This is a genomic window from Bacillus sp. Nf3 (assembly GCF_003028545.1).
Lineage (GTDB): Bacteria > Bacillota > Bacilli > Bacillales > Bacillaceae > Bacillus > Bacillus safensis.
Genome location: NZ_PYUA01000002.1, coordinates 510,875 through 527,140, shown reverse-complemented (window position 1 = coordinate 527,140; position 16,266 = coordinate 510,875). Strand labels below are relative to the sequence as shown.

21 protein-coding genes, 1 tRNA gene and 2 riboswitches are annotated in these 16,266 nt (G+C 41.2%); of the genes, 6 read left to right on the top strand and 16 right to left on the bottom strand.

Going from position 1 to position 16,266, the window contains the following annotated elements; translation table 11 throughout:
• Positions 1-9: 9 nt before the first annotated feature.
• The 3 genes from gcvPB to gcvT are packed head-to-tail and all read right to left on the bottom strand — an operon-like array spanning position 10 to position 3,923.
• Positions 10-1,470, bottom strand: coding sequence for an aminomethyl-transferring glycine dehydrogenase subunit GcvPB (gene gcvPB, locus C9414_RS07515; RefSeq protein WP_047202283.1), 1,461 nt, complete (start codon positions 1,468-1,470; stop codon positions 10-12).
• Positions 1,463-2,809 (bottom strand): aminomethyl-transferring glycine dehydrogenase subunit GcvPA, encoded by a 1,347-nt coding sequence (gene gcvPA / locus C9414_RS07510; RefSeq protein ID WP_107163368.1) that lies wholly within the window; start codon positions 2,807-2,809, stop codon positions 1,463-1,465. Before gcvPA ends, gcvPB begins: the two co-directional genes overlap by 8 nt.
• 16 nt (positions 2,810-2,825) lie before the next feature.
• A complete protein-coding gene (gene gcvT, locus C9414_RS07505) occupies positions 2,826-3,923 on the bottom strand; it encodes a glycine cleavage system aminomethyltransferase GcvT (protein ID WP_047202285.1) in 1,098 nt (365 codons plus the stop codon).
• 99 nt (positions 3,924-4,022) lie between these two features.
• Positions 4,023-4,116, bottom strand: a riboswitch (glycine riboswitch).
• 3 nt (positions 4,117-4,119) lie between these two features.
• A riboswitch (glycine riboswitch) is annotated at positions 4,120-4,226 on the bottom strand.
• 248 nt (positions 4,227-4,474) lie between these two features.
• Between gcvT and C9414_RS07500 the strand changes: the two genes are divergently transcribed.
• From C9414_RS07500 to sinR, 4 genes are all read left to right on the top strand, one after another.
• Positions 4,475-6,145, top strand: coding sequence for a DEAD/DEAH box helicase (locus tag C9414_RS07500; protein WP_107163367.1), 1,671 nt, complete (start codon positions 4,475-4,477; stop codon positions 6,143-6,145).
• 14 nt (positions 6,146-6,159) lie between these two features.
• Positions 6,160-6,957, top strand: coding sequence for a YqhG family protein (locus C9414_RS07495; RefSeq protein WP_039179926.1), 798 nt, complete (start codon positions 6,160-6,162; stop codon positions 6,955-6,957).
• 182 nt (positions 6,958-7,139) lie between these two features.
• Positions 7,140-7,304: an anti-repressor SinI family protein gene (locus C9414_RS07490; RefSeq protein ID WP_073206269.1), complete on the top strand. Its 165-nt coding sequence runs from the start codon at positions 7,140-7,142 to the stop codon at positions 7,302-7,304.
• A gap of 33 nt (positions 7,305-7,337) precedes the next feature.
• Positions 7,338-7,673, top strand: coding sequence for a transcriptional regulator SinR (sinR, locus tag C9414_RS07485; RefSeq protein ID WP_024422969.1), 336 nt, complete (start codon positions 7,338-7,340; stop codon positions 7,671-7,673).
• Between the two features lie 67 nt (positions 7,674-7,740).
• Here the strand turns inward: sinR and tasA are convergent, their stop codons facing one another.
• From tasA to tapA, 3 genes are read right to left on the bottom strand one after another with little or no spacing between them, the layout of a single operon-like run.
• Positions 7,741-8,541, bottom strand: a complete 801-nt coding sequence (gene tasA / locus C9414_RS07480; RefSeq protein ID WP_039179929.1) for a biofilm matrix protein TasA — start codon at positions 8,539-8,541, stop codon at positions 7,741-7,743.
• A 57-nt stretch (positions 8,542-8,598) separates the two neighbouring features.
• Complete coding sequence (sipW, locus tag C9414_RS07475) at positions 8,599-9,171, bottom strand: signal peptidase I SipW (RefSeq protein WP_107163366.1); 573 nt, start codon at positions 9,169-9,171, stop codon at positions 8,599-8,601.
• A 52-nt stretch (positions 9,172-9,223) separates the two neighbouring features.
• The gene (tapA, locus tag C9414_RS07470; RefSeq protein WP_107163365.1) at positions 9,224-9,751 is read right to left on the bottom strand and encodes an amyloid fiber anchoring/assembly protein TapA; all 528 of its coding nucleotides are present in this window, start codon (positions 9,749-9,751) and stop codon (positions 9,224-9,226) included.
• Between the two features lie 299 nt (positions 9,752-10,050).
• On the opposite strand from tapA, the gene C9414_RS07465 reads away from it, so the two are divergent.
• The gene (locus tag C9414_RS07465; protein ID WP_052773101.1) at positions 10,051-10,329 is read left to right on the top strand and encodes a DUF3889 domain-containing protein; all 279 of its coding nucleotides are present in this window, start codon (positions 10,051-10,053) and stop codon (positions 10,327-10,329) included.
• Between the two features lie 33 nt (positions 10,330-10,362).
• Here C9414_RS07465 and C9414_RS07460 read toward each other — a convergent pair whose 3' ends face one another.
• The 9 genes from C9414_RS07460 to C9414_RS07420 form a co-directional block, all read right to left on the bottom strand.
• Positions 10,363-10,557: a YqzE family protein gene (locus C9414_RS07460; RefSeq protein ID WP_024718846.1), complete on the bottom strand. Its 195-nt coding sequence runs from the start codon at positions 10,555-10,557 to the stop codon at positions 10,363-10,365.
• A gap of 59 nt (positions 10,558-10,616) precedes the next feature.
• The gene (locus C9414_RS07455) at positions 10,617-11,000 is read right to left on the bottom strand and encodes a competence type IV pilus minor pilin ComGG (RefSeq protein WP_075611637.1); all 384 of its coding nucleotides are present in this window, start codon (positions 10,998-11,000) and stop codon (positions 10,617-10,619) included.
• On the bottom strand, positions 10,997-11,527 hold the full coding sequence (gene comGF, locus C9414_RS07450) for a competence type IV pilus minor pilin ComGF (protein ID WP_181286115.1): 531 nt from the start codon (positions 11,525-11,527) through the stop codon (positions 10,997-10,999). The genes C9414_RS07455 and comGF overlap by 4 nt, the downstream gene beginning before the upstream one ends.
• The gene (comGE, locus tag C9414_RS07445) at positions 11,436-11,753 is read right to left on the bottom strand and encodes a competence type IV pilus minor pilin ComGE (protein ID WP_107163363.1); all 318 of its coding nucleotides are present in this window, start codon (positions 11,751-11,753) and stop codon (positions 11,436-11,438) included. Before comGE ends, comGF begins: the two co-directional genes overlap by 92 nt.
• Positions 11,737-12,183 (bottom strand): competence type IV pilus minor pilin ComGD, encoded by a 447-nt coding sequence (gene comGD / locus C9414_RS07440; protein ID WP_047202293.1) that lies wholly within the window; start codon positions 12,181-12,183, stop codon positions 11,737-11,739. The genes comGE and comGD overlap by 17 nt, the downstream gene beginning before the upstream one ends.
• The gene (comGC, locus tag C9414_RS07435; RefSeq protein WP_024422977.1) at positions 12,176-12,469 is read right to left on the bottom strand and encodes a competence type IV pilus major pilin ComGC; all 294 of its coding nucleotides are present in this window, start codon (positions 12,467-12,469) and stop codon (positions 12,176-12,178) included. The genes comGD and comGC overlap by 8 nt, the downstream gene beginning before the upstream one ends.
• Positions 12,470-12,485: 16 nt before the next feature.
• Entirely contained in the window at positions 12,486-13,526 is a 1,041-nt protein-coding gene (comGB, locus tag C9414_RS07430; protein ID WP_107163362.1) for a competence type IV pilus assembly protein ComGB, read from the bottom strand.
• Positions 13,507-14,577 carry a competence type IV pilus ATPase ComGA gene (gene comGA / locus C9414_RS07425; protein ID WP_107163361.1) on the bottom strand — a complete coding sequence of 357 codons (1,071 nt, stop codon included), beginning with the start codon at positions 14,575-14,577 and terminating at the stop codon, positions 13,507-13,509. The genes comGB and comGA overlap by 20 nt, the downstream gene beginning before the upstream one ends.
• A gap of 177 nt (positions 14,578-14,754) precedes the next feature.
• Positions 14,755-15,630: an STAS domain-containing protein gene (locus C9414_RS07420; protein WP_047202296.1), complete on the bottom strand. Its 876-nt coding sequence runs from the start codon at positions 15,628-15,630 to the stop codon at positions 14,755-14,757.
• Between the two features lie 98 nt (positions 15,631-15,728).
• Between C9414_RS07420 and C9414_RS07415 the strand changes: the two genes are divergently transcribed.
• Positions 15,729-15,799 (top strand) — tRNA-Gln (locus C9414_RS07415).
• Between the two features lie 55 nt (positions 15,800-15,854).
• On the opposite strand, the gene C9414_RS07410 is transcribed toward C9414_RS07415, so the two are convergent.
• Positions 15,855-16,235, bottom strand: coding sequence for a Spx/MgsR family RNA polymerase-binding regulatory protein (locus tag C9414_RS07410; RefSeq protein ID WP_007501232.1), 381 nt, complete (start codon positions 16,233-16,235; stop codon positions 15,855-15,857).
• Positions 16,236-16,266: the final 31 nt, after the last annotated feature.

Here is a 16,266-nt window from a genome sequence, read left to right as displayed (position 1 = left end):
CTTTTTTCTTTATTTTCTTTCAAAAACGAGAACGGGATTCCGAGCGGCCTTTGTTTCGTCCATACGTTTGACGACCGTTGTATGCGGCGCTTCCTGCACCACTTCAGGATTCTCTTCTGCTTCTTTCGCAATTTGAATCATTGCTTCGATGAATGCATCAAGTGTTTCTTTTGATTCTGTTTCAGTCGGTTCAATCATGATACATTCCTCTACATTGAGCGGGAAGTAGATCGTTGGCGGATGGTAGCCGAAATCAAGTAATCGTTTGGCAATATCCAGTGTCCGCACACCTAATTTTTTCTGACGTTTACCTGAAAGAACAAATTCATGCTTACAGTGACGATCAAACGGCAAATCATAATGAGCACTTAAGCGTCGCATCATATAGTTCGCATTTAACACGGCATTATCAGTTACAGCCTTTAAGCCGTCTGGACCCATAGAGCGGATGTACGCATAGGCTCTGACGTTAATGCCAAAGTTTCCATAGAATGGCTTCACGCGCCCAATTGATTCCGGACGGTCATATTCAAAGTAAAAACGACCTTCCTTCTTTACAAGCACCGGCTTTGGCAAATACGGAATTAAATCCTTTTTAACGCCAACAGGACCTGAACCAGGACCTCCGCCTCCGTGTGGGCCTGTAAAGGTTTTATGAAGATTTAAGTGGACAACATCAAATCCCATATCCCCTGGTCTTGCTCTACTTAAAACCGCATTCAAGTTGGCTCCGTCATAATAAAGTTTACCGCCAGCTCCATGAACGATTTCAGCCATTTCTAAAATATTTTCTTCAAAGAGGCCAAGTGTATTCGGGTTTGTAAGCATTAAAGCAGCTGTTTCTTCATTAACAACGCGGCGTAAATCTTCTAAATCAACAAGCCCGTTTTCATCAGATGCGACAGTAATGGTTTCAAATCCAGCGACTGTCGCAGATGCCGGGTTCGTTCCATGAGCAGAATCAGGCACAATGACTTTTGTACGCTGATGATCTCCTCTTGCTTCATGGTACGCACGGATCATCATGAGTCCCGTCCACTCGCCATGTGCTCCTGCCGCAGGCTGTAATGTCACAGCGTCCATCCCCGTAATTTCTTCAAGATGTTCACCTAGATCGTATAGTAATTCCAATGCACCTTGTACAGTGTCTGCCTCCTGTAGTGGATGGACCTGCGAGAAACCTGCAAGGCGTGCAACCTTTTCATTAATCTTTGGATTATATTTCATCGTACAAGAGCCAAGAGGATAAAATCCAGAATCGACCCCATGATTGCGTCTTGATAATGCTGTATAATGACGCATAATATCAAGCTCAGATACTTCAGGAAGCTCAGCATCCTCATCACGGATGTACGTCTCATCAAATAAAGACGGGATCTCCTGTTCAGGTACATCTAAATCAGGCAGGCTGTACCCAATTCTTCCTTCTTTAGATAATTCAAAAATAAGCGGCTGATCTTGTTTATTCATGGCGATCCCCCAATTCCTTGATAAACGTATCAATTTCTTCTTTTGTTCTCAGCTCTGTCACGGCTACAAGCATGTGCTGCTGAAGCTCTGGGTAGTCTAGCCCTAAGTCGTAGCCGCCGATGATTCCTTTTTCAAGCAATCGTTTATTGGCTTCTTTCACAGGCTCCTGTAACTTGATCACAAATTCATTAAAATGAGCCCCTTCTACATCCGCCTGCAGTCCATATTTTTCTGCCTGCGTCTTGGCATAATGGGCTTTTTGCACGTTTTGATAGGCGATGTCTTTTATGCCTGTTTTTCCTAGTGCCGTCATGGCAACAGAAGCAGCTAACGCATTTAATGCTTGGTTCGAGCAAATATTTGACGTCGCTTTATCTCTTCGAATGTGCTGCTCACGCGCTTGAAGAGTCAGGACAAATCCACGAACACCATTTTCATCTTCTGTTTGCCCGACTAATCGACCTGGCACTTTTCTCATCAACTTTTTCGTCACAGCAAAATATCCGCAGTGAGGTCCGCCAAATGCCGCCGGGATACCGAACGGCTGCGCATCACCAACGACAATGTCTGCCCCAAGTTTTCCAGGCGGTGTTAATAGCCCGAGTGCGAGGGGATTGCTAGAGACAATGAACAGGCTTTTTCCTTTATGTGCAATGGGTTCAATGTCTTTTAACGGCTCGACGACACCAAAAAAGTTTGGATATTGCACGAGAACTGCTGCTGTATCATCGCAGACGGCCTTTTCCAGTGCAGCTAAATCTGTCTGCCCTTTTTTCGCAGGCACTTCAACAACTTCAATGTTTTGTCCTTTGGCGTATGTTTTCAGCACCGCTCTTGATTCAGGGTGAACCGTTTCAGAAACCACCACTTTTTTCTTCTTTGTGTGTCCCGCAGCGAGCATTGCCGCTTCAGCTAGTGCCGTTCCGCCATCATACATCGAGGAGTTGGCAAGATCCATACCAGTCAGCTCAGCAATCATTGTTTGAAATTCAAAAATCGCTTGCAATTCACCTTGTGAAATCTCCGGCTGATAAGGTGTATACGCTGTATAAAATTCAGAGCGTGAGATGACATGATCGACAATGACAGGCTGGTAATGATCATATACACCTGCACCAAGAAACGATGCATAGGAAACTGTATCCTTATTCTTTGCAGCTAGCCGGGATAATTCCCTGACAAGCGCTGTTTCAGATGCGGATTCTTTGATGTTGTATGCTCCTTTGAATCTAACTTTCTCTGGGATATCTGAAAAAAGCTCATCAATCGACTGAACGCCGATGACATCCAGCATTTCTTTTTGATCTTGCTCTGTTTGCGGCAAATACCTGTGCTTCATCCTCTATTCCCCCTCGTTATTTGGTTCTTTTATAAAATGGTGTTGTGACGATTTTGGCTTTTAGACGCTTTTTGCGAACTTGTACTTCCACCTCTGCCCCAAGCTCCGCTTCTGAGGTTTCGACCAAAGCAAGCCCGACATTTTTCTTTAATGTTGGGGATTGAGTGCCCGTTGTGACAAACCCAACCTGCTTTTCTCCTGAAAAGACTGGATAATCTGTACGCGGAATCCCTTTTTCAATCATTTCAATGCCGACAAGCTTTCGCTTCAGTCCCTCTTCTTTTTGTTTTTTAAGTGCTGCTTTTCCGATAAAATCAGCTTCTTTATCCGTTTTGACAGCAAAACCAATTCCGCCTTCTAATGGAGAAATATCCTTTGTCAGCTCCTGACCATAAAGCGGAAGCCTTGCTTCAAATCTCAAGGTATCACGTGCACCGAGTCCGCACGGTATTAATCCTTTTGGCTGCCCTGCTTTTAATAAAGCTGACCACAGGTGAACCGCATCTTCTGACTGGCAGTAGATTTCAAAGCCATCTTCCCCTGTGTAGCCTGTTCTGGAAACGAGCACTTCTTTATTTGCGACCTCAGCTTTTGATAAAAACGTAAATGGTTTAAGCGATATCACCTCTTCATCCGCCACCTCTTTGATGATGTCAGCTGCAAGAGGTCCTTGAAGCGCTAGCAAGGCGGTTTGATCAGATATATTTTTGATCAATACGTCATCCTTCTCTTGGTGCTTCAAAAGCCAATCCACGTCTTTATCGATATTTGATGCATTGATGACAAGTAAATAGTGGTTCTTTTCTTTTTGGTAGACGAGCAGGTCATCTACCGTTCCGCCATCTTCATAACACATGGCTGTATATAGTGCCTTACCGTCTGTCAGCTTAGACACATCATTGGTTAATAACCTTTGTAAAAAAGGAAGGGCATCTTGACCTTTGACGTCCACCTCACCCATGTGAGACACATCAAAAAGCCCTGCTTTTGTTCGAACAGCTTCATGTTCTTCTTTAATGGAAGAAAATTGGACAGGTAATTCCCAGCCCCCGAAGTCAATGGTTTTTGCGCCAAACGTTTCATACGCATGAAAAAGCGGTGTTCGTTTCAACATCAATCGTTTCCCCCTTTTTTTAGTGCAAATGCAAGCTGAATTTTCAGAAAAAAATCACAGCAAAAAAGGACAGAGCGCTCCCTTTTATCAAAAAGAAGTCTCTGTCCTTGCACCTGAAAGTTTACAGCACAACATCATTGTGCGTTTTCCCCTTTGGTGGTTTGCTAAAACGATCAGCAAACACTCTCCAGAGTTGCGTCCGGTAAGAGTACTTTTGCCTGAGAGATTCACTGAATCATTCAGCTTGCTCCTTCGGCGCCTGCCAGTGCAAAATAACCGCCAAGTCTCTCCCCATACCATCATCCGCTCATATTTTTCACATTTATTGGACATACTATCAAAATGGGTGACTTATTTTCTAGATCACTTATCAACATCCTACCATTAGAAATGGATGGAGAGCAACAGAAAAATCATTAACATTTTTAAAATAACCTTTCGATATCGTTCGCTTTTATTCATATATCTAGTCTTTTAAAGACCTCTTAAAAAATGAAGCGTTTAAAAACAGAACAATTTATCAGACCCTACTAGAAAGGCAGGCGACCACATTGAATATTCAAACGATTTTTGATCAGGAATGGGCAAATGAATTTCAGCAGCGGCTTTCATCAGACGGCCCCTGGGCGAACTGGGATATGTATCGATTAGCGACGCAGGTTCAAAAAGTCACAGCCATTGATTCATTCGAGGGGCTGCAAGCTCCTGCGCACCTGCCTGCATTCACCCCTTTAAAGCACCAGCTCGAAGTAGCCAGAAGAGTCGTAGAAGAAATGAATGGGAAAGCCATTCTAGCAGATGAAGTGGGACTGGGAAAAACCGTAGAAGCAGGACTCATTATCAAAGAATACATGATTCGTGGACTTGCCAAAAAGATCCTTATTCTCGTCCCCGCCTCCCTTGTATCTCAGTGGGTACAGGAGCTGCGGACGAAATTTTATATTGATGCTGTTGAACAAAAAAAGAGCTATGTGTGGGAGCAGTGCGACGTTGTCGTTTCTTCCATTGACACAGCCAAAAGACAGCCGCATCGAGACACGATTTTATCGATTGCCTACGATATGGTCATTATCGATGAAGCACACAAACTGAAAAACAATAAAACGAAAAACTATGAATTTGTGAGAAACCTGAATAAGAAGTTCTGTCTGCTGCTGACAGCGACACCTATTCAAAACCGGATCGGAGAAATATTTAATCTCGTTTCCCTTCTGAAGCCTGGTCACCTAGGAAATGAACATCAATTTAAAGATATCTTTGCCAAAAAGGACTTGCAGCTTGAAGACCATGACCGATTAAAACAGCTCGTCAATAAAGTGATGATTCGAAACCGAAGACAAGACACAGGCATCGAGTGGACAAAACGGCATGTTAAAACGATTTCCATTGATTTTTCTCCGACAGAACAAGCATTGTATGATGAAATCTGCAAGCTGAAAGAGAATCCGTCTTATACAAAGCATATGTTTTCCATTATGACCTTGGAACGAGAATGCTGTTCAAGCCGTGAGGCAGTTTATATGACGATTAAAAAAATGCAGGAAGAAGAAAAGCATATACTCGGCTCTTCTGCTATAGCGCAAATCATGGAGAAAATCAATCAAGTGGAGCAAAACTCAAAGGCGCTTGAAGTGGTCAAACTCATTCAGCAGTTAAATGAGAAAGTCATTATTTTCACCGAATACCGCGCGACACAAATTTATTTACAATGGTTTCTACAGCAAAACGGCATTAGCTCCGTGCCATTTCGGGGCGGCTTTAAGCGGGGCAAAAAAGATTGGATGAAAGATTTATTTAGAGAACGGGCGCAAGTGTTAATTGCTACAGAAGCTGGCGGCGAAGGGATCAACCTTCAGTTTTGTAATCAAATCATCAACTACGACCTCCCGTGGAACCCGATGCGTTTAGAACAGAGAATCGGACGTATCCACCGCCTTGGCCAAGAGCGAGATGTTCACATTTACAATATGTCAACGAACGGAACAGTTGAGGAGCATATTTTAAAGCTTTTATATGAAAAAATTCAGCTGTTTGAAAACGTCATAGGCGATTTAGATGATATTTTAACGAGAATTGATATTGAAGAAGTCGAAACAGAGTTGCATCAAATTCTCTTCCAGCATGAATCCGATGGAGACACGAAAAAGAAATTAACCCAGTTTGCTTCTTATTTAACTGAAGCACAAACACCACTTTTAGAAAAGAGACAGCAGGGCTCATAAAGGAGAGTTGATCAATGGAGCAGCATGACATTCACACCTTTCTTCTCCGTTTTTTCAAGGCGAATCAATGCAGTATATTAGAAGAAAGTGCAGGACATATGACCGTACAGCTGACAATTGAAATGGATAAATTGATTATGAACCGTCCTTTTTATTGGCACTGGCTTGAAAAAACTGGCGGTGTACCTGAACCGCGGCAATTGACTTTCATCACAGATCAAAAAAAAGCGGGTGATACGGTCAGTGGTGAATTCATCCATTTCGGCTCCCCCCGGTTATTTCAAATATTTGAGGCGGTCAAACAACAGGGACGTTTTATCCGGCTTTATGAACGAGTCAGTCCGCTCACGAACAATCAGATCGCACTTGAGCCATGGCTTGGACTCAATGTAAAAATTTCTTACCTTGCAGACCGGAAGAAGGATAAGCTTTTATCATTAGGACTCCATCTTATACGCGGAGAAGTCATTGAACAATTTCAAGAAAAGCTGGAAGCTCGCGAGCTTTCTTCTCAAATTCCCGATTATTGTTTTACGATGAGTACAATGATTAAGCCAGAAAGCGGAATCAAACGGCTCTACAGCCTTATGGAGCGTTATGCCCATGAAGAACCGGACGACTGGGCAGTGCGAGCCGTTCAAAAATGGAAGGAAGACTCCGAACTTTTAAACCAGTTTTATGAAGGGACTTCAGACACATCTGTAGAATATGAAATAGAAAGGCAAGCACTCAAAACTTTATACGAACCAAAAATCAGTCTTACGATTGAAAATGGCGGACTTTTTTACTTACAGCAAAAAAGAGGAGGTTGACCCATAGTCCCCTCCCCTTTTATGTGACTTACAATTTTCGATCAGTCTAAAGCTAAGTTTGTCTGTTTGTATTGGGCGGAAACATGACGCAAGCAAACTATGAGGTCTTACCACCTATGTCTTTCCATTTCATGCGTTAAGTGCCTGAAATACATGATTCAGTATTTTAGGAGGGTATTTGTATGGAAAAGAAAACGAACAAATTAGACAGTGAATGGGTTCAATTATTACGTGAAGCTCGCAAGGCAGGACTAACAGTTGAAGAAGTCCGTCATTTCCTCAAATCAAATGAAAAGTCCTCTGAGTCTCCCCCTCTGGTAAGAAGTCATTCTATCAAACCTTTCTGAATGTGCTATAATATCGAAAGGAAGGTGATGACATTGATTGGCCAGCGTATTAAACAATACCGCAATGAAAAAGGCTACTCACTATCAGAACTGGCCGAAAAGGCTGGGGTAGCGAAGTCTTATTTAAGCTCAATAGAAAGAAACTTGCAAACAAACCCCTCCATTCAATTTCTTGAAAAAGTCTCCGCTGTTCTGGACGTCTCGGTTCATACACTTTTAAACGAAAAAGATGAAACCGAATACGATGGTCAATTAGATAGTGAATGGGAAAAACTAGTTCGAGATGCAATGACATCAGGGGTTTCGAAAAAGCAATTTCGTGAATTTTTAGATTATCAAATCTGGAGAAAAAAGCAAGAAGAGGAGTAAAGCGCACGTTTTAGCGCATACTCCTCCAATTGCTATGCAGATCTTGATATCAGCCTAAAGACTGGCTTTATTTTTTATCTTCGCTGTGTGCTTTTTCGTTTTCTTTCACGTAGCCTTTTTCATCCGTATGCTTTTTTGGATTGATCGTTAAACCATTCCACTGAGTCGCTTCGAAGGAAAGATCAATTTGAATCGCATCGCCTTGGTATTTATTTTGGATATAGTGACCAGCTTTATCCTTCGTCTGGTCATTGATAAATTCAATGGTCATTTCCACTTTATCGTAATCAAACGGATTCTTTGGAATGCCGTCATACTCTGGAGCCACTGTTCCATCAACAGTTGCTACATTAATTTTCCCACTTTCATGTAAAAACTTCTCATCGACGGCATGACGAAGCTTTTCAAATGCGGTCTGATCCTGTTTTGACGTTAATTGATGCAAGTCAAGCAGGTTTGCATGGTCTAAAATAATGTTTTTCGGATAACCATTTCCACCTTCGGCTCCAACCGTCAGAACACTCACCTGAAACTGACTGAGAAATTCTTCAGCTGTATTCTTACCGCCATTCTTCGCGGAAGATCCATCTGTAAACTGGCTATAATCAAGACTCATCAGCACTTGGTTTATCGCTAGTGATCCCTTATTATCAAAATGAAATTCCTTCTTGATCCGATCACCAGGTTTTAAGTTCGAAAGGTTGATGGCGCCGGAGTTCTCTTTAGCAGATAAATCCAGCTCTCCTGTCGAGTAGACCGCATTTGCCTTTTCAAAATCATTAAACGCCGCCCATGTTCCCCCGCCGATTAATGCAAGACCTAAAGCCCCTGATAATACACCTAAACGAATTGATTTCTTCATTGCCATGAATAATAAACCCCCTAATATTTTGTTTTATTGAAACCTGATTAGGTTACAAACGATTTAAGCTTGTTCCTCTGACATATGTACATCAGCTGTGTGTCTACGGTGTTTTGCTGCGCCCACAAAATGAATGGTTGAATAAACAAGCAGCATGACACCTGGTATAATAAGGAGCAAGGCAGTTCCAGCTGATGTCCCTGCATACGAAAGAAGCTTTCCCGCATAAGGAATGTTCACTCCCATATACTGCGCAGTCACCTGATCCGCTTTTACCAGCGTGCCGTCCTGATACATATTATTGTCACCCTTCGTCTCAAACGCTTTATTTGCATCCTTTCCCTTCACCCCAACAATTCGGTGGGTCACAAAGGACTGATCTTGCTTTGTTTGAAACGTAATAATATCTCCTTTTTTGAGCGTCTCAGGTGAGGCGACCTGCTTTACAACAATCAGTGACCCAGCTGCAAATTCTGGTTCCATCGAACCTGATAATACTTGCTTCAATTGATAACCGAAAATCTGAGGTTCTCCTCCTGTTGTTCTTGATGACAACACGACAATAATTGAGGCTATCATCACCGTGAACACCACCACATAAAGAATACTCCCAGACATCTTCATCCATTTTTTCATGACCCCTTCTCCCCTTCGCATATCATTTTTTCACTTTAAAAGACAGCTCCATTTAGGACGCCTTTTCTTGACACTTTGAGAGCACCATCTGTTTAGACCAAAAGTACGCCTTATCAGATGTGCCAAATCCTTTAGGATAATAGATTTTAAATACATAGATTCCATTTGTTGTTGCTTTATCCGTCGTGACAGTCGCTGTTTCTTGCGACAATAGGGACTTTATGGAGCCCTTTTCAAGAATATGACCATCTTGTAATGGCTCCTGACCACTTCCCACTTTATGTAATTCCCACTTCCATTCAGAGTACGCAATAGGCTGTCCACTATTTTTTAGTGTCATGCTCAGCCTTTGAGGTGCGCAGACTGTTCCTTCGATTATCGTTTGATCGACAAGCTCCAATTGACTTTGATCCCATTTTTTAGGCTGACAATGCTGATCTGTCTGTTCAAAGTTTTCACATGTTTTCATTACAAAATTTTTGTGCTCGACATCGTTAAAAGAGGCATTCGTTGGTGTCATGAGGAAAGACGTCAACATCAAACAAATGGCACAAAAAAGGACAAAGAGCGACTGTTTCATTAATCCCTTCAACTCCTTGAACGGTTGTTCTTTAAAAAGAACGATTATATACAGTATAAGGAAATACCTATAAAACCCAAAACGTCAAATTAGTTCATTTTGTTCTTAAACAAGAACAATTACGAGAAAATTCTTCCATTTTCTCATTCTTTCGCCATATTCAATATTTTTTTGTGTGACATTTGTACTTCTTAAAACTTACATAAAAATGTAGGATTTGGTCAGGATATGAAGAGGTGAGGTGATGTTAAGTGAAATATGGAAAAATCATAATCATGCTCAGTTTACTGCTGAGTCCTATGATGCTAGACGTCAAACCTGTGGCTGCGAGAGGTTTGACTGCCACCGCAGACCAATGGGAAACGCGAGCAGTCAAAGAAGCCAAAAAAAGATACCCGCTAACGCAAGTTTTATTTAAACAAAAAGTATGGGACCGCCACCGCGATAAGGAATCTGTAAAACAGTATCATATTACGTTAAAAGACCATACAAAGGAATTTGGGGTGTTTGTCACCATTTCCTATAATCCTTACTCAAACAAGGTGAATAAAGTGATTGTTGTGGAGGAATACAACTAAAATGGCATAAAAAAACCGCCTGCTGGCGGCTTTTTACTTTCGTCGATGTCGCTGACGTTTTTTAAGCATCATGGAGAAACCAAACGGCAGAACCCCAAATAATCGCTGTGAAAACGGAGGTTTTGTTTCCATTTTTTCTTGTTTGTGTTCCTTCCGTTCGTCTCGTGGTGTATTCATATATTTAATGATTTCCTGCGTCATATATTTTACATAGTCATTTGTTTTCAAGCAAATTCACCTCTTCTTCCTTCAAGTGTTACCAGAAAGAGGATGATTTTATACACTGGCTAATCAGGGTTTGCCCATCTCATGATTTCACCGGTCTTCCAATCCAGCATCAGCTCCCGCTCATCGGATAATCCATCCTTTGTTTTCACCCTCACCAAAGCGAGGACACGTTTTTTCTGTTGATCGCATTTCATCTGCTTCAGTGTCACATGGCCTTCTTCAGTATCAATATGGACCTTCCGCTTTTCACAAATGCGTTTTACTTTGGTGGCAGCTTCACTCACACCCACCCTAAAAAGCTGCTGTTTTTTATAAAAAGAAATCGTGAGCTCTGCACTTCTCAGCTCTTTTTGAAAGCCCATCGTTATCGCTCCTAGAATCAAGAGAAAAAATAGAATCACAGCAAGCACATGCGGATAGATAAACCCTTCCTCTCTTTTCACGATTTAGGAACCACCCCTTTATATGTGAAAAAAACGGCTTCATGAACCTTACCAGATCCATCTTTGACTTTCAGTATGGCTCTATACTGACTCGTTCTCACATGAAATTGTTTCACCTTGTGCAATAATGGAAGATGTCCAGCTTGATCCGTACGTTTTCGAAGCATCTCTTGATATGGCTCAATCGTTACCACTCGCCCTTGATCAGATACATACTCTAACGCATTACCTCCTTGCACCGATCGAACAGCCGTTGCACGGCTTAAATCCTCATCTAATTGCAGGACAGTCTGTTTCCACTCCATTTGTGAAAATCGGTTAATCTCTTCAAAAGGAAGGGCTTTCTCAGCTGCTGAAAAGATCAGTACACATCCAAAAGAGAGGAACAAAAATAGCTGCAATTGCCACAAAGCCTGGACAAGGGTAAAACCTTGTTCACCGTTCCGCAACCTGGTGAAAGCATATGGTCTGCTTTTTTTGTAAGTTGTATGATACACATCCCTTCTCTTTACTCCAATTGAATACATATGTGTTGTCGCCTCGCTTCTTTTTGACAGACGATTTTGTTCCCTCTATGAATGCTTCATTCATCTGTTCATGTAAGATTTGGTAAGCTTCAAGTTTGGCTCTTACTTCCTTTTTCCCCAGCATGATCTTTTCATAGGCCGGCATAATCACAAGGGCTGCAAATAGGAAGATATGACAAGCAAACAGCGTATCAATCGTACTAAACCCTCTATTGCTTTTGAACATGGATTCGCCCGCTTCCTAAATAAATCGTGAGTTTATACGTTTGACTGTCAAATTCGACAATGAGAGATCCACCGCTGCTTGGATGTCCGTTTTCATTAAAATAGATACCTTGTGAGAATGTAGAAGTTTTGATGCTGCCCTTTTTATGCTGATAAGAAGCAATGACTTCGTTACTCTTTTGATCTATTACCTGATAAGATACATGCGGCGGTTGGATCTCAACATGCACTCGTGTTTTTTTGACAAATGCAGTATATGACGCCAATTGAAGATCTTGTTTCATGATATTCACTTGTCTTTTGGCTTCAGCGCTTACTATTAAATTTGGGATTTTCACTCCTATGATCGACAATAAGATCGACAGAACTAGTAAGATCATTAGCTGTTCTATGAGGGTAAAACCCTTCTCATGTAAAAGTAATTTATTCATGCTTCACGTTGCCGTTTTGAATGACAATCGCTTTTCCATTAGGACAGGTTAATCCCTTTTTAACATAACCTTCTTTTTCTAATTCAGCTAAAGATGGCGTCTTCCCATCATGCTCTAATTCATATGCCATCACTTGTGTGCTGACCATTGATTTGAGCCCTTCACAGCCCTTTGCTTGAATTGCTTGGTGATGACGTGTGATATTCGGTATGGTAATGAGTAAAAGAATGGATATCACGAGCATGACAATTAACATTTCTAACAGGGTAAACCCTTTATCATTCATGTCTTTGTCCTCCTTCTTACACTTGCTCCATTAGTTGATACATTGGTAAAAGAATAGATAAATACACGATGAGTATAAGAAGTGCCGTTACACTATAGATCACCGGCTGCAGCCAAGACATCCATTTTTCAATTTTCAGCTCTGCATTCTCTAATAGAAATTGGCTATACGTGTACATTTCTCTTGCAAGCATCCCGCTTGCTTCACCATGCTTGATGATGGCTGCAAAATGTTTTTCGAAAAAAGGACTCACGCTTACTTGGTTTGCCATGCTTTCTCCTTTTCTTAACTCATCCATCATTTGTTCACCTATTTCTTGAAGAAAAGGTAGGTAGCTTTGCTGTTTAAAAGCTTGCAAGCCCTCGTACATCGATAATCCAGCCTGAAGCAGTCCGCTGAGCTGAAGAGAAAAAAGGTACGTATGCATCAGCTGCATCCCTTTATATAAAAAAGGCAGCTTACTCATCACCCTGAGTTTCTCAAGGGTCGACTTTTTCCTAAAAAACACAGCATAATATCCGATAAGACAAATACACAGACAACTGATGATAAGCAGAAAAGCATGAAGAAATTGAAACATTCCAAACATTACTTGAATCAGCCAAGACATGCGGGTATCCATCGATGAGTACAAAACAGAAAATTGAGGAATGATCATATTCTGAACGAGTATCAGCACGACCAAAACCGTGAAGATGAGGAAGAGCGGGTAACGTAACATGCGTTTAAACGTGTCTAACTGCTTGACTTTTTTCTCTAAAAAACGGGCGCTTTGTTCTAAAGCACGAGCTAGACTGCCATGCTTCTCAGAAAAACATAGTATGGCGATGACTTCCCGCTGAAAATGGAGTCGCTCGAGCACTACATAAAAAGGCTCGCCTTCGTGCAGCCACTGAATACCTAGTTTTAATTGCTGCCGATGTTGTTTTGATAACTGGATATTCACCATTACTAATGCCTCAATCAATGTATATCCAGCCTGAATTAATTGAGCCAGTTTTGATAGGCATTCAGCTTGGTCCTTTTTAGACCATACTTTAAAGGCTCGCTTCTTCATAAACCCAGCGATGGTAAGTGTTTTTTGATAGATAGCCGAGTGCCACTCCTTTACGAATTAATCTTTGCAGTGTTTCATATGACGAGTGAGCAAATTCTCCTTTAGCCTCCTTGATACACTCACCAAGCTCTTTTCCGAACAGCAGTTCAAATACATTTGTTCGTCTGATCGGTCGATTTAATTTACAGTAAAGCTGACATGTTTCTCCGCAAAAAGGACAGGTGAGCTCGATTAATCGCTGGGCAGCAATCGCAACCATCGTTTGCTCAAGTTCATTCATCGTGACACCAAATTCAAGCATACGATAAAGGGCTCCTTTTGCATTTTTTGCATGGAGCGTACTCAATACTAAATGGCCTGTCAGTGCTGCTCTAATCGCCGTTCTGGCCGTTTCAGCATCTCTTATTTCTCCTAGCACAATCATATCTGGATCATGTCTTAAAATAGCGCGTAATCCTGCGGCATATGTGATGCCGGCTTTTTCATTTACTTGAACCTGTAACACTTCTTCATTTCTTGTTTCCACAGGATCTTCAAGTGTAATAATATTTCGGTTGAAATTCTTTTTTGCAAACTGGATCAGTGAATAGAGGGTTGTTGTTTTCCCCGAATTGGTTGGACCGGTAAATAAAATGAGCCCATGCGAATGCTTCAAAAATGACAATAACCTGGCTGAAGCTTTCGGAAATAGTGACAGATGTTTTATTTTCGGAGCATGATCCTGCGGCAATATTCTAATCACTAAACTCTCATCATTTACAGTTGGTAAGGTAGACATTCGAATAAACACCTGGCCGCTTCTTAGCATCACAGCTAATGACCCATTTTGCGGTCTCCGTTTTTCTCCAATATCCATGGATGATAAAAATTTAAAATGAGCAATGAGCCGCTCGCCGGTTTTTTTATCGATGGTTCGCTGCTGGATTAAATCTGAATCTACGCGGAAAGATACCAACGCTTCCTTTTCTTTCGGGACAATGTGCACATCAGATGCTCTCATGCGGCATGCTTCTTCTAGCAGCTCTTGCCTTAAATATTCAATCCCATACAAGTGGATCACTCCTTTCATTGATCACATTGTAAAATAGAAGAACCTGAATGACAAAAGAGCATTTTATGATTTTCATGACTAATAAAGCATGAAAACCCTCAACTCAAGATGCATCACATCATTTTTTAGAAAAGAGCATATAAAAAAACCTGACTTTTACAAGTACAGGTTTTTTTGTCATGATGTGGCTTCTTGCTGCTGCTCTTCAAAAATGCGAAATCCTCTTTTTTCTAAAGCTTTTGCAAGGCTGTGTTCTGTATTTACTTTTGAGAAATCAATGCCGAGTTTCACTACAGTTTGAGCTATCTCTGGGCGAATACCTGATATAATCGTTTCAATTCCTAATAGCTTCGCACTATCGACCACTTTAAACAGCTGATAAGCAACCATCGTGTCAACAACGGGAACGCCAGAAATATCAATAAATAAGTGCGTTAGACGCAGTCTTGAAGCCTGTTCTAGCACGGATTCCAAAATGATTTTGGCCCGGTACGTATCGATTTCTCCGATCAATGGCAAAATCCCGATTTCCTTTGATACTGGAATAACAGGGGCACTCAGTTCTTGAATCATCTCTCTTTGTGCATTGAGCTGACTGAGTGTCACGCGGTCATATTCTTCTGATAAACGCTCAATCATATCATCAAATGTGGCGTGAAAGTGCTGATTCCATTGACACACATCTTGCAGCGTCACTTCAAGCTCGGTTTCTTGGGTGAATGTCTCAATTCTCGAACAGAAAATGTGGCGGAAGATCTTAAATTGTCCAATGATTTCATATAACGGCACCTCGTGCACTGCTCGATCACGAGCAATATCAACAGACCACTTTTTCAAATGGTTTTCTACTTTGTCTGACAGTGTCACAAGTGTTGCTGCAATGGTTTGAATAAACGCTGTGTTCTGTTCCTTCAGCTTCTTTTCCGTTTCCTCTGAAGCATGTTTAGAATATAATGAGCCTTCTTCTGTTCTTGTCTTTAGCCATTCTTCGGTCATGACAGGGGCTTCTTTTAGGATAAATTCGTATAATTGCTTTGATTTTTCATTTCTCATTTACTTCTTTCGCTCCTTTTGCACTTAAAACTCGTGACATACAATTTTTATGTATAAATGACCGTAGATGGTGAACAATATCATTACACGTTTGATATTGGGCTATAGCCAAGTGGTAAGGCAATGGACTTTGACTCCGTGATCGTTGGTTCGAACCCAGCTAGCCCAGTTCAGCACAAAAACGAAGACGGCTGAAGCATGTTTCAGCTGATCTTCGTTTTTTATTAGGAAACTGATTGATGAATCGCTTTCTTTTTTGATATTTTCATGAGTTCTCCTGGATTATAACCAACTACTAATTTATTTCCATCAATGATGATGGGTCTTCGAAGCAGTTTTGGTTTTTCAATGAGAAGCTGCAAAACCTCGTTTACTTTTAAGTCATTAATATTTAAATTTAAGCTTTTAAAAGCTTGACTTCGTGTGGCTAAAATTTCATCCATTCCTTCTGTTGTTAAAGAAAGAATCTTTTTTAATTCATCTAGAGTTGGCGTTTCTCTGAAAAGGTGACGCTCTTTAAAATCAATTTGATTCGCCTTTAACCAATGTTTTGTTTTGCGGCAAGACGTGCAGCTCGGGTATGAATAAAAAGTAATGTCACTCATTAGTCTTCCTCCTTAGGTCGTTAACCTTTTC

Excerpts from the sequence above, each read along its gene's own strand:
- sipW (WP_107163366.1), bottom strand. The coding sequence starts at position 9,171 with ATGAAAAAATGGATGAAGATGTCTGGGAGTATTCTTTATGTGGTGGTG.
- C9414_RS07465 (WP_052773101.1), top strand. The coding sequence starts at position 10,051 with ATGATGCTAGACGTCAAACCTGTGGCTGCGAGAGGTTTGACTGCCACC.
- tasA (WP_039179929.1), bottom strand. The coding sequence starts at position 8,541 with ATGGCAATGAAGAAATCAATTCGTTTAGGTGTATTATCAGGGGCTTTA.
- comGC (WP_024422977.1), bottom strand. The coding sequence starts at position 12,469 with ATGAATGATAAAGGGTTTACCCTGTTAGAAATGTTAATTGTCATGCTC.
- comGB (WP_107163362.1), bottom strand. The coding sequence starts at position 13,526 with ATGAAGAAGCGAGCCTTTAAAGTATGGTCTAAAAAGGACCAAGCTGAA.
- gcvT (WP_047202285.1), bottom strand. The coding sequence starts at position 3,923 with ATGTTGAAACGAACACCGCTTTTTCATGCGTATGAAACGTTTGGCGCA.
- gcvPA (WP_107163368.1), bottom strand. The coding sequence starts at position 2,809 with ATGAAGCACAGGTATTTGCCGCAAACAGAGCAAGATCAAAAAGAAATG.
- C9414_RS07495 (WP_039179926.1), top strand. The coding sequence starts at position 6,160 with ATGGAGCAGCATGACATTCACACCTTTCTTCTCCGTTTTTTCAAGGCG.
- C9414_RS07420 (WP_047202296.1), bottom strand. The coding sequence starts at position 15,630 with ATGAGAAATGAAAAATCAAAGCAATTATACGAATTTATCCTAAAAGAA.
- comGE (WP_107163363.1), bottom strand. The coding sequence starts at position 11,753 with ATGTTCAAAAGCAATAGAGGGTTTAGTACGATTGATACGCTGTTTGCT.
- C9414_RS07410 (WP_007501232.1), bottom strand. The coding sequence starts at position 16,235 with ATGAGTGACATTACTTTTTATTCATACCCGAGCTGCACGTCTTGCCGC.
- comGF (WP_181286115.1), bottom strand. The coding sequence starts at position 11,527 with ATGTATTCAATTGGAGTAAAGAGAAGGGATGTGTATCATACAACTTAC.
- tapA (WP_107163365.1), bottom strand. The coding sequence starts at position 9,751 with ATGAAACAGTCGCTCTTTGTCCTTTTTTGTGCCATTTGTTTGATGTTG.
- comGD (WP_047202293.1), bottom strand. The coding sequence starts at position 12,183 with ATGAATAAATTACTTTTACATGAGAAGGGTTTTACCCTCATAGAACAG.
- gcvPB (WP_047202283.1), bottom strand. The coding sequence starts at position 1,470 with ATGAATAAACAAGATCAGCCGCTTATTTTTGAATTATCTAAAGAAGGA.
- C9414_RS07490 (WP_073206269.1), top strand. The coding sequence starts at position 7,140 with ATGGAAAAGAAAACGAACAAATTAGACAGTGAATGGGTTCAATTATTA.